Below are 20,856 nucleotides of genomic sequence, written 5' to 3'. Positions count from 1 at the left end.
AACGACCCATGGATGTAGAATCTAAAAAAAGCCGCTGGATGATCAACCTTGTATTAGTGCTAGCATCAATCGTCTGGTTATTCCCGATTTTCGTCATGTTCAAAGAGAGTCTCCGAATCAACGGATTCGACAACTATATCGCAACCTTGCAAAATCCGAACTTCCCGACGTTCGTCTTCAACAGTTTCTTCGTTGCCTTCTTCATGATCATCATCTCGATCACGATTTTGGCGTTCGCAGCGTTCGCTTTCTCAAAACTTGAGTTTGCTGGAAAACGCCTGTTGTTCAACATGGTCTTAGCAGGTCTGATGTTACCTGTTGCATCGATGATCGTTCCGTTGTTCTTCACGCTCCGTTCGTTTGACGGACTGAACAACCACTGGGGGCTGATTGGTGCGGAAGTCGCCTTCTTCTTACCATTCGGTCTGATGCTCATCAAAGGATACTTTGATGAATTGCCGAACGAATTGATGGAAGCAGCGTATATCGATGGGGCGACGATTCTTGAAGTGTTCTTCAAAGTCATGCTACCACTCGCAAAACCAGCGCTCGCCACAGCTTTAATCTATGCGTTCCTCAACTCATGGAACGAATACTTGATGGTTCTGACGTTCATGACGGATCCTGCCTATCAGACCGTCACGATGGCACCAAGTTTCTTCAAGGATGCGCTTGGTGGGGATCCTGGGAAAATCTACGCTTCACTTGTTTTAATCAGTTTACCGACGATGATCTTCTATATCTTCTTCCAACGTTTCTTCCAAAAAGGAATGACGGCGGGTGCAGTAAAATAATTGTTTTTGCGTAAGGGGGAGCACAATGTATTTAGGAGTCGATTATTATCCAGAACAAACACCACGCGCACTATGGGAGGAAGACTTCCGACTGATGAAGGAACTTGGCGTCAACGTCGTTCGTCTCGCGGAATTCGCTTGGTCGATGATGGAGCCGGAGGAAGGCGTCTATGACTTCAGCTTTTGGGATGATGTCATCGAACGCTTGAGTGCGGAAGGATTCGATATCGTACTCGGGACACCAACCGCAACACCACCGGCTTGGTTATGTACGAAGTATCCAGAGATTCTACCGGTCGATGAGAACGGTGTGACGATCAGCTTTGGTGCCCGTCGTCACTATACGGTCCATAGCGAAACGTATCAGCGTCTATCCGTCAAAATCACGGAAGAGATGGCGAAACGATACGGTCAACATCCTCGTGTCATCGGGTGGCAAACGGATAATGAATATGGGCATGAAAAGTCGGACCGGTCTTACGGTGATGTTGATCGCGCTGCTTTTCAGCGTTGGCTAGCGAACCGTTACGGGACGCTCGACGCCTTGAACGAAGCATGGGGAACGGTCTTCTGGAGTCAGACGTACACGGCGTGGGAGCAAATCCCGGTACCGCGTAAAGTCTATCAGGAACACAACCCATCCCTGCTCGTCGACTTCGATCGCTTCTGTGCCGACGGCTATACGTACTACAACAAATTACAAGTTGATGTCTTACGTCGCTATATTCCAGAGGACGTCTTCATCACGCACAACCTGGTCTACAGTGACATGGCGGTCAATCAACAGCAAATGGCGCAAGACCTCGATTATGTCGCGTTCGATAACTATCCTGTCTGGGGTGGACTACCGGAGCCGAACCGGTTCGAGAAGATGGCAAGTGATCACGATCTTTGCCGCTCTTCGAAACAAGGAAAAGGGTTCTGGGTCATGGAACAGTTGAGTGGCGCACAAGGCTGGAGCAAAATCGGTTACTTGCCACGACCAGGACACATTCGCCTTTGGACGTATCAAGCGGTCGCGCGGGGAGCAGAAGCAATCGTCTACTTCCGCTTCCGGGCTGCTCATTTCGGAACAGAGGAGTTCTGTCACGGTATCATCGATCATGATGGCAAACCGAAACGGAAATTCGAAGAAGTCAAACAGATCATGACGGAACTGAATACGTATGGTGATGAGATTAACGCGAGCCGTTACGACGCGAAAGTCGGTGTCTATTTCGATCAAGAAAACGTCTGGGCGTGGACGCACCAGCCACACAGTGATGCGTTTGATTTCCGGACGGAGTTCGTCCGCTTCTATGGTGGAGCGGTTCGTCAACAAGTCGCAACCGACATCGTCTTCCCGGGTGACGATTTATCGCGTTATAAACTGATCATCGTTCCGCTCTATTTCTTGACGAATCCAACGTTCGATGACGCCTTGATTGCGTACATGGAACAAGGTGGTCACGTCATCTTCACGTACCGGACAGGTGTCAAGGATGCACGCAACCATGTCGTACCGACGACGTTACCGGGTAAATTCGCACCGTATGCTGGAATCGAGATCGACGAATACGAGTCACTCCAGTCCGTTCAGCAACACAAGGTGGCAGGAATTGGGGAAATGGCAGGACAATCGTCAACAGCTCGCCTCTGGTGTGATCTGATCACACCAACGACAGCAGAGACGCTCGCTGTCTATGAAGATACGTTCTACGCAGGTGTAGCGGCTGTGACGCGCAATGCTTATAAAGGAATGATTACCTACATCGGCTCATCGATTGATGATGCGATGATTGATACGATTTACCGTCAAGCGTTCACGGAGGCTGGCATCGAGATGATCGAGGCGCTGGATCAAGTTGAAATCGTGCGCCGTCACGGTGAAAAACGCGATTTCCTCTTCTTGATGAACCATGACACGAAAGAAGCACGTGACGTTACGTTAGACGGAACATACCAAGCGTTAACAAAGGAAGAGACATATCGTGGAACGGTAAGGCTCGCACCACTCGAGACACTGATTCTGACGACGTAAGGAGGAAGAGAACCATGGCAATCTTTGAAGTAGCAGGACGTCGTTTCGTCATCGAAGGGAAACGGGTCGCTCACGTCGTTACGATCGGTGCGAACGGCAAGCTGATCCACACCTATTTCGGTGCCAAGCTACCATATCGAGATGATTATGAAGCGTTACCGAGTCCGGTCGTCGCGCATAGTTCGTTTGAATCACCAGACGGCGTCGCGACGTATGATTTCGTACCGTTCGGTGAGATGTTGTATACGGAGCCGACATTGAAGTCGGAACGAGAGGATGGACAGCGGATTCATCAGTTCCAGTTTGAACGCGCTGAACAGACGGAAACGGAATTGACGCTCTGGCTGTTTGATCCATTACAGGACTTGCGCGTCGGTGTTCGATATGAAGTATTCGCTGATTACGACATCATCGGTCGTTCGCTCGTCGTTGAAAATACGGGACGGTTACCTGTTCGTTTGACAGCAGCCCAGTCCTTTGCGATGGGGCGCTGGCATCAACCGAATTTAAAGCTGCATCATTTCGCTGGTATGTGGACAGGTGAGTTCAAGAAACAAATCACACCGGTGACACCAGGGCGCCAGACGATCGAAAGCCGGCGTGGGGTGACGAGTCACCAAGCGAATCCCTGGTTCGCACTTGAGCAGGACGCGACAGAGGATAGCGGTGAAGTCGTCTACGGACATTTTGCTTATTCCGGCAACTGGGCGATTCACGTCGAACAAGATGCGTTCGGTTTCGTTCAGTTATCGGGCGGCATGAATCCGTTTGACTTCAGCTGGAAACTATCCCATCAACAGCAGTTGACGACGCCGACGTTCTACATTGGCTATGCGGATGGGTTTGCGGATATGAGCGCTCATGCGCATGCTTTCCAGCGTGACGTCATCATGCCGCGTGCGACCGATCGTCCTGTGCTCTATAACTCATGGGAAGCGACGTATTTCGATGTGACGGAATCCGGTCAACGTGAACTTGTCGATCTTGCGGCAGGAATCGGCTGTGAACTGTTCGTCGTCGATGACGGCTGGTTCGGCGAACGTCACTCCGATCAAGCGGGACTCGGCGACTGGCACGTCAATCGGGAAAAGTTCCCGAATGGTCTTCAGCCTTTAATCTCGTATGTAAAACAACAAGGTTTACAATTCGGACTGTGGGTCGAACCCGAGATGGTCAACCCGGATTCTGATTTATACCGGGCGCATCCGGACTGGATTTATCACGCACGCGATGCGGTCAGGACGACGTCACGCAATCAATATGTCTTAAACCTCGGGTTACCAGAAGTCGAGCAGTTCATTCTCGAGATGATGGACGATTTACTGACGCGTCACGCAATCGATTACATCAAATGGGACATGAACCGTGCTTTTTCTGAACCGGGTGTCCCAAAAGACCAGACGGATCGCCAACAAGAACTATGGAAACGTCACGTCGATGCATTGTACCGGATCTTTGACGAATTGCGTCGCTTGCACCCGACCGTCGACTTTGAAGCATGCGCCGGTGGTGGCGGACGGATTGATCTCGGGATCCTCTCACGGACGGAACAAGTCTGGACGAGTGATAACACCGATCCACTCGATCGCTTACAAATTCAGCATGACTTCTCTTACGCCTATAACGCGAAGATGATGAGCTGTTGGGTGACGGACGGACCGAACTGGTTAAATGGACGTAACGTACCGCTTGCGACACGATTCGTCTCTTCGATGCAAGGCACACTCGGCATTGGTGGTAACTTAAGCGAGTGGTCAACGGATGAACTTGCGGAAGCAAAAGGTTGGATCGAGACATATCAAGCGATTCGTCCGACGATCCAACGCGGTATCCAGTACCGCCTCTCTGCTTTTACACAACAGACGCCAAGCATCATGCAATATACATCGGAAGAAGAAACGGTCCTACTTGCGATCGCGCCACTTCGGCAATACGGAACACACCAGTATCACTTCAAGCTAAAAGGACTCGACCCGGCGATGCGTTATCAGGTCGAGGACCGGACGTTAAGCGGCGCTTACTTGATGCAACAAGGCTTGACATTCGCATACACGACGGACTACGAAGCCCGCTGCTTGCGGATTCAACCCGTCCATCGTGCGCTCTCACTACTCGAATCAAAGGAGACGATCGTATGACAGACCAGACGTTAGAAGCACAATTTGAACAGCGGTTTGGCTCCCCGTCGACGCATCGCTTCTTTGCACCGGGACGGATCAATCTAATTGGTGAGCATACCGATTACAACGGCGGGCATGTCTTTCCGTGCGCGTTAACGTTCGGGACACATGCGGTTGCGCGAAAACGTGACGATCAACGATTCCGCTTCTACTCGTTGAATTTTGAGCAGGACGGCATCATCGAAGTCACGTTCGACGAACTCATGTATGATGCGGCACACGGTTGGGCGAACTATGCCAAGGGAATGATTACAGTATTGCAGGAAGCAGGATACCCGTTTGACAGCGGATGCGACATCCTGATTCAAGGCGATATCCCGAACGGCGCCGGTCTTTCGTCATCGGCTTCGCTCGAACTCGTCATCGGTGTCTTGCTCGACCGGTTGTACGGATTAGACATTCCGCGTCTCGATCTCGTTCGGTTCGGTCAACAGGTCGAAAACCGTTATATCGGCGTCAACAGCGGCATCATGGATCAATTTGCGATTGGTATGGGAAAAGCGGGAGCGGGATTGTTGCTTGATTGTGAGACACTCGACTATACGTATGCACCACTCGATTTGACGGGGTATACGATCATCATCATGAATACGAATAAACGCCGTGAACTGGCGGATTCGAAATACAATGAACGCCGCGCAGAGTGTGAAGCAGCACTCGCCTATCTCAACGAAGTCACACCACGGGAAGCGCTCGGACAGTGGACGACAGCTGAATTCGCAAAAGTCGCATGGGAAGACGAAACTTTGATGCGTCGCGCACGCCATGCGATTTCAGAAAATGAACGGACACTTCAGGCGCTGGCGGCACTCGAAGCGAAAGAACTGAAGACATTCGGTCAGTTGATGAATGCGTCACACGTCTCGTTACGGGAAGATTATGAAGTGACAGGGCTTGAACTCGACACACTCGTTGAAGCCGCTTGGGAACAACCGGGTGTGCTCGGCGCGCGGATGACAGGTGCTGGTTTTGGTGGCTGTGCGATTGCGATCGTTGAAGACGAGGCAGTCGACGCCTTCAAACAAGCTGTCGGCGAACATTATGAAGCACGGATCGGCTACCCGGCGACGTTCTATACGGCGACGGTCGGGGACGGAGCACGTGAAATCGAACGGGAGGTCATCTAAATGGCAACGTTAGTCGTAGGTGGAGCTGGTTATATCGGCTCCCATGCCGTCTATCAATTGATTGATGCCGGAAAGGATGTCGTCGTCATCGACCATCTGCAGTCCGGTCACCGTGAAGCGGTTCACCCGCAAGCACGTTTATATGAAGGAGACATACGCGATCGTGCTTTTCTCGATCGCGTCTTTACGGAAGAAACGATTGAACAAGTCGTCCATTTCGCTGCTTTTTCACTCGTCGGCGAGTCGATGGCGGAACCATTACGCTATTTTGATAACAACGTCTACGGCACACAAGTGTTGCTTGAAGCGATGATTGCTCACGACATTAAACAGATTGTTTTCTCTTCGACGGCAGCGACATACGGTGAACAGGAACAGATGCCGATTCTCGAGACAGCGGAAACGCGTCCGACGAATGCGTATGGCGAGACGAAGTTGATGATGGAGAAGATGATGCAATGGTGTGAACAGGCGTATGGCTTACGCTACGTCGCGTTACGTTACTTCAACGTCGCCGGTGCACGCGCAACCGGTGAAATCGGGGAAGACCATACACCGGAAACCCATTTGATTCCTCTTGTCCTCGAAGTCGCGAACCGGCAACGGGCGGAAATTTCGATCTATGGTGATGATTATCCAACGCCGGATGGCACGTGCATCCGTGATTACATCCATGTCGAGGACTTAATTGACGCACATGTGCGGGCACTTGATTATTTAGCGGATGGAAACGAGAGTACGGTCTTTAACCTCGGTTCAAGCCAAGGGTTCTCCGTGCGAGAAATCATCGAAGCAGCTCGTCGCGTGACGGGACATCCAATTCCGGAACGAATCATCGAACGTCGTGCAGGGGATCCGAGTATCTTGATCGCCGGATCCGCCAAAGCAAAAGACGTCCTCGGCTGGACGCCACAACGGACAGACATCGAAACAATCATTCGTGATGCTTGGAACTGGCATGCACATCATCCAGAAGGGTACCGGACGAGCGTTCGTTAAAGAGAGATAGAATGAGGAGAGTGACGGCGATGAATGAACTCATCCAACAGTTAGTAGCGCAAGCAATCCAGGAGCGCTTGATTGAACCGGAAGATGCGATCTACGCTCGAAACCGGATTCTAGCACGAGTCGGTCAAGCTGACTTTGAAGAAATGACCGACGTATCATCTCGCCCGATTCCAGATATCTTGGATGAGATGATTGAAGTGTTGATTGCAAGTGGGCAGTTGCCAGCGCGTCTCGAAGACAAAGAACAGTTCGCGGCAGATGTGATGGATATCTTCGTCGCCCGTCCGTCTGACGTGACAGCGACATTCCGTCGTCTGTATACGGAATCACCGGTAGCGGCGACGGATTATTTTTATCAACTCAGTCAAGCGAGCAATTATATCCAAACGAAGCGAATCGCTAAGAATAAACGCTATCAAGCAGAGACGGCTTACGGGACGATCGATGTCACGATCAACTTATCGAAGCCGGAAAAAGATCCACGTGAAATCGCAGCAGCTCGGACGGAGGCACCAACGGCGTCGAACTATCCAACGTGTCTGTTGTGCGTCGAAAACGTCGGCTACGCGGGGCGTGCGAATCATCCGGCACGTGCGAATCACCGAATCGTTCCGCTGACACTGACGGAAGAATCGTGGGCATTACAATATTCGCCGTACGTTTATTACAACGAACATAGCATCATCCTGTCACAAGAACATCGTGACATGGTCATCAATCGGGAGGCGTTTGCGCGCCTGCTCGCCTTCGTTGAGCAGTTCCCGCATTATTTTGCCGGCTCGAACGCGGACCTGCCGATCGTCGGCGGATCGATTCTAACCCATGATCATTATCAGGGTGGGCGTTATACGTTTGCGATGGACCGGGCGAAAACGTTAACCTCTTTTCCGTTCCCGGATCAGCCGACGGTCACCGGTGAAACCTTACACTGGCCACTCAGTGTCCTCCGCCTGAAGAGTGCGGACGCTTCAGCGTTACTTGATGCAGCGACGACTGTCTATGAGACGTGGTTGACGTATACGGATGAGAGTCAGGAGATCCGTTCACATACGGGGGAGACACGACATAATACGGTGACACCGATTGCCCGTCAGCGTGATGGACAATTCGAGCTCGATCTCGTCTTACGGAATAACCGGACGTCAGGAGAACATCCGGATGGTATTTTCCATACGCATGCCGATATTCACCACATCAAACGGGAAAATATCGGGTTGATCGAGGTGATGGGACTGGCAGTCTTACCGGCACGTCTGCTCCAAGAGTTGCAACAGGTCGAGCAGTTCATCACAGGCGCAGTCGACGAAGTGGCAGTTGCGCATGCCGAGTGGGCACAGGAACTGAAACACGCGTATGCCGGACAACATGTCGCGTCATACGTCGAACAGGCAGTCGCTGCAAAATTCGTACGCGGTCTTGAGGACTGTGGCGTCTTTAAGCAGACGGAAGAAGGTCAGGCGGCGTTCGGACGCTTCGTTCAACGCGTGACGCGCCAACCGGTGGAGGAACAACGATGACACGACTACTTGAGAAAGAGTTGATCCGACATACGTTACGTCAGGAAGGCATCGAAGTGACACTCTGGAACTACGGCGGCATCATCCAAGATATCCGGACGACCGATCGGGATGGTCACTTAGAGAGTGTCGTTCTTGGTCTAGAGACGGTGAAAGACTATCAACAGCATTCACCGTATTTTGGAGCAATCGTCGGACGCGTCGCTGGTCGAATCGGACAGGCACGCTTCGAAGTAGCGGAAGAGGTCTATCCGCTCGTCGCAAACGACGGTGCGAATCATCTGCATGGTGGGATTCACGGATTCGATCAAGCATGGTTCGATGTTATCGAAGCGACGGATACGTTGTTTCATTTGCGCTTGAACAGTCCGGATGGAGAAGAAGGGTATCCGGGAACGGTCACGATCGACGTGCATTATCGATTAGAGGGAACAACATTGACGCTTGAGATGACGGCCGTGACGGATCAGACGACACCACTCAATCTGACGAATCATACGTACTTCAACTTATCGGGAAATGCGAAGCGGGATGTGTTGGATCATGTCTTGACGTTACCAAGCGACTGCTACTTACCGGTCCAGTCAGACGGCTTACCGACGGGTGAACAACTGGATGTCTCGGGAACCCCGTTTGATTTCCGTAACGGTCAGTCGATTCGTGACGGGATTACGCCGGAGCATCCCGAGACGATTGCTGTTGGAAACGGCTATGATCATCCCTTCGTATTGCGGGATGACACACTTCGACTTGAAGATCTGGTGTCCGGTCGTTTCGTCGACGTGACAACGAATCAGCCGGCGGTCGTGCTCTATACGGGAACGCAACTGCTGACCGATTATACGATTCATGGTGTTCCTGCTCGACCGTCGCTTGGGGTATGTCTTGAGACACAAGTCCATCCGAATGCGGTCCATGAACCGGATTTCCCATCGATCTTATTGTCCCCGGGTGAGACGTATCACTGGAAAACAGCTTATCGCTTTGGCGTAGTATCTTGATTTGATTCGAAGAACAAGCCCCGCTCCCGTGTCCGACTAGACATGGGAAGCGAGGCTTGTTTGTGGTAGAACAGGGAATGAATTGTTACGATTCACAGACGTTGCTCGAGCGCGAGTAGCGTCCGTTTCATATTCAGTCCGCCATGGTAGCCAAGGAGATCGCCTTTTTTGCCGATGATCCGGTGACACGGAATCGCGAGCAGTAAGCGGTTTTTTCCGATGGCTGTGCCGATTGCGCGAGTCGCGTTCGGCCGGAAGAGACGTTCCGCGATATCGGAGTAGGTGGCGGTTTGACCGTACGGAACCGCACGTAAAGCATGCCAGACTTCGAGTTGAAACGGGGTACCGACTGGCGCAATCGGAAAGGAGAGTACCGTTGACTGCTGATTCAGGTAAGCCAGTAGCTGCTCCGTATACGGGGCGAGGACGGTATCAGAGGCAATCCGCTCGGCCCGGGGAAAGTGTTTCCGCGACCAGTCGTCGAATAACTCCTCCGGTTCATCCCAAGCACCGACATAACAGAGACCATCTATTGTAGCGGCAATCGGAAACGTGTGCGTATTCCAGTGCAAACGAGTGAAGTACAGTTCCATGACAGGTTGTCCTTTCTACACGAAATGAAGTGACGAATCAGAAAAGAGGTGCCTCTGCGTCAGAAGCACCTCTTTTGATTACACGCGCGAACCGACCTGTTGCCGTGGTGGAAGATGAATCGATTGACCAAACAGGGCTTCGATTGATTCGGTCAACGCTTCGCCCCGACTCGGATGCGCCATGACAGGGAAGAGGAGATCTTCTCGTTTCGCTGCTAGTTCCAGTGCTTGGGTGAATTGTCCGACAAGGCGATGGGCATCGTCCCCAATCATGTGAATGCCAAGAATCAGTGACGTCTGTTCGTCAGCAATGATCTTGACGAAACCACTGCCGCCTTCGATCGTCGTCGCTCCGTTTGCGTTCAGCGGGAACTGTCCGGTTTGAACCGTATGCCCGGCTTCACGGGCTTCCTGTTCCGTCATCCCGACCGAAGCAACCGGTGGGAACGTCCGCAGAACGGTCGGATAATACGGTGTTGTCGGATCGACGTCTTGACCGGACAGATGAGCTGCCGTCCGCTTCGCTTCATGAATCGCACGGGTGGCGAGCTGTGGACCCGGTGTTACATCACCAATCGCATAAATATGCGGTTGATTCGTCCGTCCGTCGGCGTCGACGGGAATCGTCCCGTCTTCTGCAAGCGTCACACCGATCCGTTCGAGACCGAGCGTCAAACTGTTCGGGATCCGGGAAAGGGATTGGAACAGATAGGCGCCATGATAGGTGACGTCTTCACCGTTTTTCATGACCGTGACGGTCGCGTCCACTGAAGCCTCGATCTGTGTCACGACATCCGATACGAGACGGATTTTTTGTTTTTTGAATGTCCGCTTCAGTTCCTTTTCAAGGCTTGGTTCGAGCGACAATTGATCCGCGAACAACGTCACCTCTGTACCGAGCGCTTGGAAGCAGGCTGCGGCTTCAAGTGCTAATGTGTCGGAGCCAATGATCAATAAGCTCTCGGGTAACTGCTCGAGTTGATAGAGCTGTTCGGCATTCAGTCGGCACGATTCCTCGTGCTGGATGCTGTGACTACCGGTCGCGATGATGACATCTTGGAATCGGTACGTATCGAACTGATGTCCCGACTCGACGCCAATCCGGTCCTCTGACAGGAAGGAAGCGGCACCCGAGATATGCTCGATCTGATTCGCCTGACAGAGGGCAACAACACCCTGACGTAATTGCTGCACGACCCGATTGCGGTAAGCATTCATCTTGCTGAAATCATGGACAGCAGGGGTTGTAAATCCGAGATCTTCGAGATGCGGCAAGCGGAGCATCTCTTCTGCTGCGTGCGCATAGACTTTTGACGGGATGCAGCCTCGGTTCAGACATAGTCCACCGAGTTCAGCTTGTTCAATCAGTGTCACCTTACGACCGCCTTGCGCAGCACGGATCGCTGCCGTGTAACCTGCGGGACCCCCGCCGATAATCAGGAGATCCCGTTCTTGTGTAAGTTCGCCAACAACCATGTTAAATCAACTCCAAAAGTAGGGTGGTCGGATGTTCAATCAGTGACACGAAGCGGTTCGTAAAGGCAACAGCCGTTGCCCCGTCCGCGACACGATGATCGAACGACATCGACAAATTCATCATCGAGCGGACGACAATTTGATCGTCTTCATCGACACAAGCTCGTTTTTTCGTCTTGTGGAAAGCGATCAATGCCGTTTCCGGATAGTTGATGATCGGTGTTGCCCCCGTACTGCCGAGTGGGCCGACATTACTCATCGTAAAGGTGCTCGGCTTTAAGTCCGCTGCGCGCAGGGCACCGTTTTGAGCACGCTGCTGCAGTGCGATCAGTTGATCATGCAGTTCAGTCAGTGAGAGCTGATCGGCATGACGGATGACCGGAACCATCAGTCCGTCCGGTGTCTCGGTTGCCATGCCGAAGTGGAAATCCTGCTCTAGTCGAATACATTCATGCACTTCATCGAGTTTGGCATGGAAAACGGGATAGTCTTTTAAGGCAACGATCAAGGCTTTGATGAAGAAGGCGTTGACGTTGATGTTTCGTCCAGCGGCTTTCCATTCGGCACGTAGTGCGAGCAAACGTGTCATGTCAACTTCTTCGAAGTGAGTGACGTGTGGAATCGTGTACAGCGACTGGGTCATCTTTTTTGCAATCTGTTTACGAATACCACGGAACGGAATCGTTTCCGGTGGCGTTTGTTGTTGCGTGACCTCCTCGACGACCGGTGCGACGGTCTCTTGAGGAGCAACTGCAGCATTGGCGAAGCGAAGGACGTCGTCCTCCGAAACCCGACCTGATGGATCGGAAGCCGTGACAGCTTCGATATCGATCCCGTGGTCACGGGCGAGTTTCCGCGTATACGGTGTCGCAAGGACCCGTTTTGATGGAGATGCTTGAACAGGTGGGGCGGTGACGGCGACCTGAACTGGTTCAGGAACGGACGACGCTTCCTGTGTTACCGCGACCGGCGTGCCGGAAGCGTTACTTGCTTCGATGTGCAACAACGTCGTACCGACTTGCACCGTCTGTCCGACCGGGATGATGATTTCCTTGACGATTCCGGAGACAGGAGCTGGTAGTTCAGCGACCATCTTATCGGTCGCGACCTCAACGACCGGTTGATCGGTCGTGACGTGGTCTCCGACTTGAACGAGATAATGCGCGATTTCCCCTTCCGTCATACCTTCCCCGACATCATGTAACTTGACTTCGATCATGGGACTCAGCTCCTTAAAACTCGACCGTACGCTGAATCGTCGCAAGGACACGTTCTGGCGTCGGAATGTAATGGTCTTCGAGGGCGAACAGCGGGACCGGAACATCAAAACCGGTCACGCGGGCAATCGGTGCCCGTAAATAAAGAAACGCGGTATCGTTGATCAACGTGACGAGATCGTTACCAAGACCACCCATCGCTGCAGCTTCATGCACGATGACGGCACGACCCGTCTTTTGAACGGAAGCAGCAATCGTGTCCCGGTCGAGCGGATAAAGCGTGCGTAAGTCGAGAACTTCGCAAGAGATACCACGTTCCTTTGCAGCAGTAGCTGCTTTTTGTGCCACTTGGACCATTGCCCCCCAAGCGATCAAGGTCACGTCCGTCCCTTCACTGACGCAGCGCGCTTTTCCGATCTCAACGGTATAGGACTCGCTCGGTACGACTTCCTTAAATGAGCGGTAACTGCGCATCGACTCGAGGAACAACACGGGATCCGGATCTTCAATCGCAGCAATCAATAAACCTTTTGCATCGTATGGCGTCGCCGGACAGACGACCTTGAGACCGGGCATTGATGTAAAGAGTGCTTCTGTACTGTCGGAATGAATTTCCGGTGCCCGGATGCCGGCACCATAAGGCGCGCGGATGACCATCGGCACACTATAGCGTCCCATCGTCCGCATTCGAATGCGGGAGACGTGGGTCATGATTTGTTCGTAGGCAGGGTAGATGAAGCCAAGGAATTGAATCTCGACGATTGGTTTGAAGCCATTGATGGCAAGTCCGATCGATGTACCGACGATACCGGCTTCACTGAGCGGTGTATCAACAATCCGGTCTTCCCCGAACTCTTCTTGTAAGCCGTCCGTTGCCCGGAAAACGCCACCATTTTTTCCGACATCTTCTCCAAGGACGAGCGTCGTCTCATCCTCTGTCAGTTTCGTTCGTAAGGCATCTGTGACAGCTTGGACGAGTGTCATCTCCGTTTGACGATTGATTGGTGTTGCCATCTCATTTCCCCCTTGCTAGCAGATACGCTTCTTTTTGTTGCTGGACATCAACCGGTAAGGTCGCGTACGTATGATCGAATAGATCATTAACGTCCGGTGCCTTGAATTGTTCCATTTCAGCTACTGCTGCTTCGACTTCTGTTTGATGTTGTTCCTGCAGCTGTTGCATCCACGTTTCATCAAAATAGCCTTGATGTTTTAGGAACTGTTCGAGCCGTTCGAGCGGATCAACCCGGTCACGCGAGCGTGCTTGATCCCGGTATTTCGTTGGATCATCTGCTGTCGTATGGGCACCAAACCGCCACGTGACGGCTTCAATCAATGTTGGTCCACCGCCAGAGCGGGCACGTTCAACGGCTGCTTGCATCGTGAAATAGACGGCAAAGGCATCGTTTCCATCAATCCGGACACTTGGCATCCCGTAGGCAATCGCTTTTTGGGCGATCGTCTCGGAATGCATCTGTTTTTCGATCGGAACAGAGATTGCGAATTGATTATTTTGGTTGAACAGAATGACTGGTGCTTGGAAGACACTTGCGAAGTTCATCCCTTCATGGAAATCCCCTTCAGACGTCGCTCCGTCACCAAAGTAGGCGACCGCGACGTTCGTCGTGCCTTTTCGTTTTTCCGCCCACGCGGCACCGACGGCATGCGGAATTTGCGTCGCAATCGGTACGGCAGGAGGGAAGACGTGTTTCTCAGACGGAACACAACCTTCGACACGACCATTCCAGTAGAGGAGCGTCCGCACCATGTCAGCGCCAAACGTCAACGTCGCACCATGATCCCGGTACGTCGGGAATAACCAGTCCTGCTCGGACAACGCCAGTGCACTACCGACTTGCGCGGCTTCCTGTCCTTCGAACGGTGCATACGTGCCGAGGCGCCCTTGGCGTTGCAGGTTAATTGCCTTCCGGTCGAACGTCCGGATCCGGTGCATCTGTTCATACAGGGTGAGGGCGAGCTCTTTTGTCAGATCGTCTTCTTTTGAGGCGTCGATGAGACGACCTTCTTCATCGATGATGCGTTGAATCGGAAAATGTTGCTCCATGTCAGTCCCTCCTTCAGTGGTTACGGATATCCCATTTTGGTTTTGTCGTATTCGTAAAGATGTTGTTGTGCTTCGCCCGGATTTGCATCCGTTTTTCGCACATCCGGTTCGCGGCTTCGACCGTCGTGATGTTTTCTGCTTGCGACTCCTTGAAGACTTCGAGCACTGCATCATAGATGTGGCGTGTCTTCAGGAGAACCCGTTCGTGATTTGCTCCATAGAGTTCGTCTGCCACTTGAATCAATCCACCGCCATTGACGATATAGTCTGGGGCATATAAGATGCCACGATCCATCAACTCATGAGCGAGCTGTTCGTCCGCGAGTTGATTGTTCGCCGAACCACAGATGGCTTTACACGGTAAGAGGGCAATATTTTGAGCGTGAATCACACCACCGTATGCACATGGGACAAAAATATCAGCATCCGTCAGATGGATTTCGTGAGGTGAGACGATGCGAACCGTGCCGGGCGCCATTTCAGCTTGAGTCACGATTGCTGCGAGTGCCGCTTCATTGACGTCAGAGACATAAATCGTCGCACCGGCGAGTAACAGTTGTTCCGCGACCTTAAAGCCGACTTTTCCGAGTCCTTGGATTGCGTAGGTTGCCCGACTTAATTCGTCTGAACCGAATAACGTCTCAATCGTCGCCCGAAGCCCGTAAACGACACCTTCAGCCGTTGGGATCGATGAATCCCCACTACCACCAAAGGCTTCCGGAATGCCGACGATCCGTGATGTTTCTCGACTAGCATGGACGAAATCATCCATCGTCGTGCCCATGTCCGTTCCGGTATAAAAACGTCCACCAAGCGAATCGACGAAGCGACCGAAAGCGCGGAAAAGCTCTGGTGATTTATCCGTTGCCGGATTGCCGATGATGACGGCTTTACCGCCACCAAAATCAACATCAGCGGCAGCGCATTTATACGTCATGCCACGCGACAGGCGGAGGACATCGTCAAGTGCTTCATCGACAGAAGCGTAAGGCGCCATGCGGCAACCACCGAGAGCGGGACCGAGCGTCGTATCGTGGATGGCGATGATCGCTTGTAACCCTGATACAGGGTCGTTGCAAAAGACGACTTGTTCGTGACCCGCGATTTTTTCCATGATCGAGAGCGTTGGATTCGTAGATGGGTTTAACATGTTCATAGTAGAGTCCTCCTCTATCAAATATAAGTAAGCGCTTTCATTTTGTTGGAACGTTATTTTGTAATTTTTCTTGGATCCGGCTTTTTTCTAAAATGAACTGTGTGACTTCCCCTGTACCGATGATCGTTTGTCCGTCTCGGACTTCGATGCTCGCGTCAACGCGACGTGAGGTCACCGACGTTACTGTCGCGGTCACGATCAATCGTGTCCCTTCCGCTGCCATCCCGAGATGCTTCAGTGAAACCGCACCCCCGACACCTTCTTCACCAGCTTCCAAGTAAGGCAAAATCAGTTGACGTGCTGCCCATTCCATGTGATAAACCATCGAAACAGTGGAGTATGCAGGATGAACGAGCTGACCTTCAAATCGTGCAAACATATCTTGCGAGACGACCGCTTGAATCTCTGCTGTATCCCCGACAGCTAATCCTGGTTTCATCGTGATCCCCCTTCACTACAACGAATCCTTATGCAATCAAGTGGTCTTACCAAAAATAGTATAACACTTGTCACACGATATTTTATCAACCCGTTACAAAATGAGCAAATCATTTCAGAAATATTTTCCAAAAAAATACGGAGTATCATGAAATCTGCTGCGTAAAGCCGATTGATTTATTGATAAGGTGCGTTGAAGTGATAAAGTAAGAATCGTTTGGGAGCATTTAACAAAACAAGATTGACAACATTGTGAACGTATCGTACGTTAAACATATAACTAAAAACAAACGACCGTTTTATTCTTGTATACATGATGAGGAGGTGCAGGTATGTACGATCAACATCAGGAAACGATGGATGCGCAAACGCGGGAGCAACTGCAGATGGAGCGATTGCGTCAAACGATGGAACACGTCACGCGTGTCCCGTTCTATCAAGAGCGTCTCGAGACCTTACAGATGACAGCAAATGATTTTCAAACGATCGAGGATCTACGGAAGTTTCCCTTCACACGTAAACAAGATTTACGCGATCATTATCCGTTCGGGCTATTTGCCGTCGAACGGGAACAGGTCACCCGGATTCACGCGTCGTCTGGAACGAGCGGTAAACCGACCGTCGTCGGATATACGCAAGAAGATTTAGATGACTGGGCCGGTGCCGTGGCACGCAGTTTAGTCTTAGCTGGTGGATCACCAGCCGATTTGTTGCACAATGCGTATGGTTACGGATTGTTCACAGGTGGTCTCGGTCTTCATGCAGGTGCCGAAAAACTAGGCATGACGATTCTACCGATTTCCGGCGGAAACACGGATCGCCAAATCACATTGATCGAGGATTTCCGACCGGATGGCATCTGCGGGACACCTTCGTATATCTTACGACTAGCAGAACGCATGATCGAACGGGGTATCGACCCACGAAAGACAAGCATGCGTTACGGCATCTTCGGAGCTGAACCATGGTCGGAAGAGATGCGTCAGACACTCGAACAGACCTTTGATCTACAGGCATTCGATATTTATGGACTCAGTGAAATCATGGGACCAGGTGTCGCAATGGAGTGTCAGGAGCAGGCAGGTCTGCATATCATGGATGACTTATTCATAACGGAAGTCGTCGATCCCGTTACGGGGGAACCGGTACCAGATGGTATGGTCGGGGAACTCGTTTTTACAAGCTTAAAAAAGAAAGCGCTTCCAATCATTCGCTACCGGACGGGTGACTTAGCATCAATCACGCATGAGGCGTGTGCCTGTGGTCGGACGACGACACGGATGTCACGTGTCAAAGGTCGGACGGACGACATGCTGATCATCCGAGGCGTCAACGTCTTCCCGTCAGAAATCGAGCGGGTCTTGCTCCAACAGCCGGACGTGACGCCGCATTATCAAATTCATCTCGTGCGTAAAGCGGGACTCGATGCTGTTGAGCTACATATCGAATTCGAAAATATCTCGGAGCGACAAATGCGTTCGATATGTGACGCCATCAAATCGGAATGTCTCATTTCCATTGATCTCGTCTGTCACCCGCATCAAGGGTTACCACGATCGGAAGGTAAAGCGGTCCGGATCGTTGATCGACGCTCGACATCACTCGTCTGATTCAAAGGAGGAACTAGCATGTATAATGCAACACAACTGTTCGAACCCGTCCAACTGACGGAAGAAGAAAAATTAGCACGCTTCAAGGAACGAATCGAGCAAGGTGAAAAAATTGAAGCCGATGACTGGATGCCTGCTTTTTACCGGGACACACTGATTAAACTGATTTCGATGCATGGTATCAGTGAAATCATGGGGGCGCTTCCGGAAAAAGAATGGGTCCCAAAAGCACCATCACTTCGCCGGAAGCTCGGCATCATGGCGAAGGTCCAGGATGAGATGGGACACGGGCAACTGTTGCTTCGTGTCGTCGAGGATTTGATGAAGCCGTATGGCAAGACACGCGGGGATTTGATGGATGATTTGTTCACGGGACGACTGAAGTTCCACAACGTCTTCCACATGCCGACACGGTCATGGGCCGATGCCGGAATGATCGGTTGGCTCGTCGATGGGGCGGCAATCATCACGCAGACGAACATGCTCGGCGCTTCGTACGGACCGTATGCGCGGGCTTTACAACGCATCTGTGCAGAGGAAGTCTTCCACGCGCAACACGGGGAGTCAATCATCATGGCACTCGCAGAAGGAACACCGGAACAGCGGGCAATGATTCAAGAATCACTGGATGAGTGGTGGGAATCCTTGTTGATGTTCTTTGGACCAGCTTCGAAAGAGACGACCGGAACATCAAAACAGGACGTGACAATCGCCTATAAGATTCGGACGAAAACGAATGAAGAGCTCCGGCAAAACTTCTTTACGAAGTATGTGCCACGGATTCGTTCGCTCGGACTCGTCATTCCAGACCCGACGTTACGTTTTGATGAAGAGACAGGGCAATGGGAATACGCACAGCCGGACTGGACGAAATTCAAGACGATCATCCAAGGTGGAGGACCGCGTTCGAAAGAGCGACTGGATCTGCGCCGGACATCTTATGAGAATAACGCCTGGGTACGGGATGCACTCGCTGAAACGAAGGCATGAGAGGGGAAAGCATGATGAACGAGACGTTCTATCACGAATTCGAAGTCTTTAGCAAACGGACGCCGAATGCGGCATTCACGCATCAATTCAGTTTACTTGCTCCAAATAAAGAGATGGCGTTACTGATGGCGCAAGAAAACTTCATGCGCCGGGAACCGGTCGTCGATATCTGGGTCGTCAAACGTGAAGATATCCGTGGGTTGTCACCGGATGAGAAACAGATGTTACAACGTCTTGATAATAAGGACTACCGGACGACGAAAGGGTACGGCTACTTGAAGAAAAAATGGCGGCATTACGAGCAACAGATGCTCGACGAAAAAGAAATCATGTCATGGCAAGGAGGCGATTCCAAATGACGGAACAAGAACGGACGGCACTCGCCTCTTTACTGTATCAACTCGCAGATGATGATTTCCTCTACGCGTATCGTGGTTCGGAATGGCTCGGGCTTGCACCGCATATCGAAGAGGACGTCGCTTCATCCTCAATCGCGCAAGATTCGATGGGGCACGCGGCAATGTATTACCAACTCCTTGAGGAGCTTGGTGAAGGCAATGCTGATGCGTTAGCCCATGTCCGCTTGGCACACGAACGGAAGAACTCGATTCTTGTCGAACGTGTCAATGGACCCGGCTACTATATGGAAAAACCCGAATATGACTGGGCATTCGCTGTCGTCCGGAACTATTGCTACACGGTCGCGAAAAAGATCCGGATTGATGCGTTGAAATCGAGCAGTTACGAGCCACTCGCTGCGGCTGCCGTCAAGATCAACATGGAGTTGTACTATCATTTGCTGCACTGGCAAACGTGGTTCACCCAGCTTTATCAATCGACGGAGACAGCGCGCCAAAAGATGGATGCAGCGCTCGAAAAAGTCCTCTACGACTTCGGCGACATGTTCGATTATGGCGAACACGGTCAACTGATCGAAGAGATGCGGTTGATTGAGGGGCAAGGGATTTTACTCGATCGTTGGTATCAAACGATTACGCCGTTACTCGTCGAATTGAACGTGACGCTTCCGGAAATGCAGATGACACGCAACGGGCGGGACGGCGATCACACGGAAGACTTGAATGACGCCCTTGCGACACTCGGAGAAGTCTACCTGATTGATCAGACGGCGACGTGGTGAAAGGAGAGGGAAGCATGACGACGACACTTCAACATGCAATCCGGGAAGCCCTGAACGGGGTGAAGGATCCAGAAATCGATAGCGTCAGCATTTTAGATCTTGGCATGGTCGAGACGATGGACGCGGAAGCGACAGCGCATGGCTACACGGTGCACGTCACGCTTCTCCCGACGTTCCTCGGTTGTCCGGCGCTTGAAATCATTAAAAAAAATACCGAAGCTGCCTTGCAGGTGATTCCAAATGTCGAACAGGTCGACGTCCAGTTCCGGTTTGATCCACCGTGGACATCGGACCGAATCACGGAACAAGGCATGCAAGGATTGAAGGCATTCGGCATCGCACCCCCTCGATTCGAACAAGGGAAGTGGGAGATCGACTGTCCATATTGCGGATCGACGTACGTGACGATGGAAAACTTATTCGGACCGACCGCTTGTCGAAGTATTCTCTACTGTAAATCGTGTAAAAATCCATTCGAGGCGATGAAACCCGTCTCTACTCTCATGTGAAGGAAGGTAATCAC

The 20,856-nt window shown here is 51.7% G+C and carries 19 protein-coding genes; 12 read left to right on the top strand and 7 right to left on the bottom strand.

Going from position 1 to position 20,856, the window contains the following annotated elements:
* Window positions 1–8: 8 nt before the first annotated feature.
* From ACRPK8_RS10015 to ACRPK8_RS09985, 7 genes are read left to right on the top strand one after another with little or no spacing between them, the layout of a single operon-like run.
* Window positions 9–794: a carbohydrate ABC transporter permease gene (locus tag ACRPK8_RS10015; RefSeq protein WP_023466970.1), complete on the top strand. Its 786-nt coding sequence runs from the start codon at window positions 9–11 to the stop codon at window positions 792–794.
* A gap of 25 nt (window positions 795–819) precedes the next feature.
* A complete protein-coding gene (locus ACRPK8_RS10010) occupies window positions 820–2,814 on the top strand; it encodes a beta-galactosidase (protein WP_432238097.1) in 1,995 nt (664 codons plus the stop codon).
* Window positions 2,815–2,828: 14 nt separating this feature from the next.
* Entirely contained in the window at window positions 2,829–4,952 is a 2,124-nt protein-coding gene (locus tag ACRPK8_RS10005) for an alpha-galactosidase (RefSeq protein ID WP_432238096.1), read from the top strand.
* Window positions 4,949–6,121, top strand: a complete 1,173-nt coding sequence (locus ACRPK8_RS10000) for a galactokinase (RefSeq protein WP_432238095.1) — start codon at window positions 4,949–4,951, stop codon at window positions 6,119–6,121. The genes ACRPK8_RS10005 and ACRPK8_RS10000 overlap by 4 nt, the downstream gene beginning before the upstream one ends.
* On the top strand, window positions 6,122–7,120 hold the full coding sequence (gene galE / locus ACRPK8_RS09995) for a UDP-glucose 4-epimerase GalE (protein ID WP_432238094.1): 999 nt from the start codon (window positions 6,122–6,124) through the stop codon (window positions 7,118–7,120).
* A gap of 29 nt (window positions 7,121–7,149) precedes the next feature.
* Window positions 7,150–8,646 carry a UDP-glucose--hexose-1-phosphate uridylyltransferase gene (locus tag ACRPK8_RS09990; protein ID WP_432238093.1) on the top strand — a complete coding sequence of 499 codons (1,497 nt, stop codon included), beginning with the start codon at window positions 7,150–7,152 and terminating at the stop codon, window positions 8,644–8,646.
* On the top strand, window positions 8,643–9,647 hold the full coding sequence (locus ACRPK8_RS09985; RefSeq protein WP_432238092.1) for an aldose epimerase family protein: 1,005 nt from the start codon (window positions 8,643–8,645) through the stop codon (window positions 9,645–9,647). Before ACRPK8_RS09990 ends, ACRPK8_RS09985 begins: the two co-directional genes overlap by 4 nt.
* 92 nt (window positions 9,648–9,739) lie before the next feature.
* Here ACRPK8_RS09985 and ACRPK8_RS09980 read toward each other — a convergent pair whose 3' ends face one another.
* The 7 genes from ACRPK8_RS09980 to ACRPK8_RS09950 form a co-directional block, all read right to left on the bottom strand.
* Complete coding sequence (locus ACRPK8_RS09980) at window positions 9,740–10,240, bottom strand: methylated-DNA--[protein]-cysteine S-methyltransferase (RefSeq protein ID WP_432238091.1); 501 nt, start codon at window positions 10,238–10,240, stop codon at window positions 9,740–9,742.
* Between the two features lie 78 nt (window positions 10,241–10,318).
* Window positions 10,319–11,716, bottom strand: a complete 1,398-nt coding sequence (locus tag ACRPK8_RS09975) for a dihydrolipoyl dehydrogenase family protein (protein WP_432238090.1) — start codon at window positions 11,714–11,716, stop codon at window positions 10,319–10,321.
* A gap of 1 nt (window position 11,717) precedes the next feature.
* On the bottom strand, window positions 11,718–12,935 hold the full coding sequence (locus tag ACRPK8_RS09970; RefSeq protein WP_432238089.1) for a dihydrolipoamide acetyltransferase family protein: 1,218 nt from the start codon (window positions 12,933–12,935) through the stop codon (window positions 11,718–11,720).
* A gap of 13 nt (window positions 12,936–12,948) precedes the next feature.
* Entirely contained in the window at window positions 12,949–13,947 is a 999-nt protein-coding gene (locus ACRPK8_RS09965; protein ID WP_432238088.1) for an alpha-ketoacid dehydrogenase subunit beta, read from the bottom strand.
* 1 nt (window position 13,948) lies between these two features.
* Window positions 13,949–14,998, bottom strand: coding sequence for a pyruvate dehydrogenase (acetyl-transferring) E1 component subunit alpha (pdhA, locus tag ACRPK8_RS09960; protein WP_432238087.1), 1,050 nt, complete (start codon window positions 14,996–14,998; stop codon window positions 13,949–13,951).
* A gap of 13 nt (window positions 14,999–15,011) precedes the next feature.
* Window positions 15,012–16,154, bottom strand: a complete 1,143-nt coding sequence (locus ACRPK8_RS09955) for a Glu/Leu/Phe/Val family dehydrogenase (protein WP_432238086.1) — start codon at window positions 16,152–16,154, stop codon at window positions 15,012–15,014.
* 37 nt (window positions 16,155–16,191) lie between these two features.
* Window positions 16,192–16,593, bottom strand: a complete 402-nt coding sequence (locus tag ACRPK8_RS09950; protein ID WP_432238085.1) for a thioesterase family protein — start codon at window positions 16,591–16,593, stop codon at window positions 16,192–16,194.
* A gap of 331 nt (window positions 16,594–16,924) precedes the next feature.
* On the opposite strand from ACRPK8_RS09950, the gene ACRPK8_RS09945 reads away from it, so the two are divergent.
* The 5 genes from ACRPK8_RS09945 to paaD are packed head-to-tail and all read left to right on the top strand — an operon-like array spanning window position 16,925 to window position 20,842.
* Window positions 16,925–18,202, top strand: coding sequence for a phenylacetate--CoA ligase family protein (locus ACRPK8_RS09945; protein ID WP_432238084.1), 1,278 nt, complete (start codon window positions 16,925–16,927; stop codon window positions 18,200–18,202).
* Window positions 18,203–18,220: 18 nt separating this feature from the next.
* Entirely contained in the window at window positions 18,221–19,192 is a 972-nt protein-coding gene (gene paaA / locus ACRPK8_RS09940; RefSeq protein ID WP_432238083.1) for a 1,2-phenylacetyl-CoA epoxidase subunit PaaA, read from the top strand.
* Between the two features lie 11 nt (window positions 19,193–19,203).
* Complete coding sequence (gene paaB / locus ACRPK8_RS09935; RefSeq protein ID WP_058703590.1) at window positions 19,204–19,551, top strand: 1,2-phenylacetyl-CoA epoxidase subunit PaaB; 348 nt, start codon at window positions 19,204–19,206, stop codon at window positions 19,549–19,551.
* Window positions 19,548–20,333: a 1,2-phenylacetyl-CoA epoxidase subunit PaaC gene (paaC, locus tag ACRPK8_RS09930; protein ID WP_056063799.1), complete on the top strand. Its 786-nt coding sequence runs from the start codon at window positions 19,548–19,550 to the stop codon at window positions 20,331–20,333. Before paaB ends, paaC begins: the two co-directional genes overlap by 4 nt.
* Window positions 20,334–20,347: 14 nt before the next feature.
* Window positions 20,348–20,842, top strand: a complete 495-nt coding sequence (gene paaD / locus ACRPK8_RS09925; protein ID WP_056063796.1) for a 1,2-phenylacetyl-CoA epoxidase subunit PaaD — start codon at window positions 20,348–20,350, stop codon at window positions 20,840–20,842.
* The last annotated feature ends 14 nt before the right edge of the window (window positions 20,843–20,856 follow it).

The sequence above is a fragment of the Exiguobacterium sp. TDN 0502 genome (assembly GCF_050846835.1).
Taxonomy (GTDB): Bacteria; Bacillota; Bacilli; order Exiguobacteriales; family Exiguobacteriaceae; genus Exiguobacterium_A.
The sequence above is the reverse complement of the archived record's forward strand: the minus strand, read 5'-3'. Positions and strand labels throughout refer to the sequence as shown.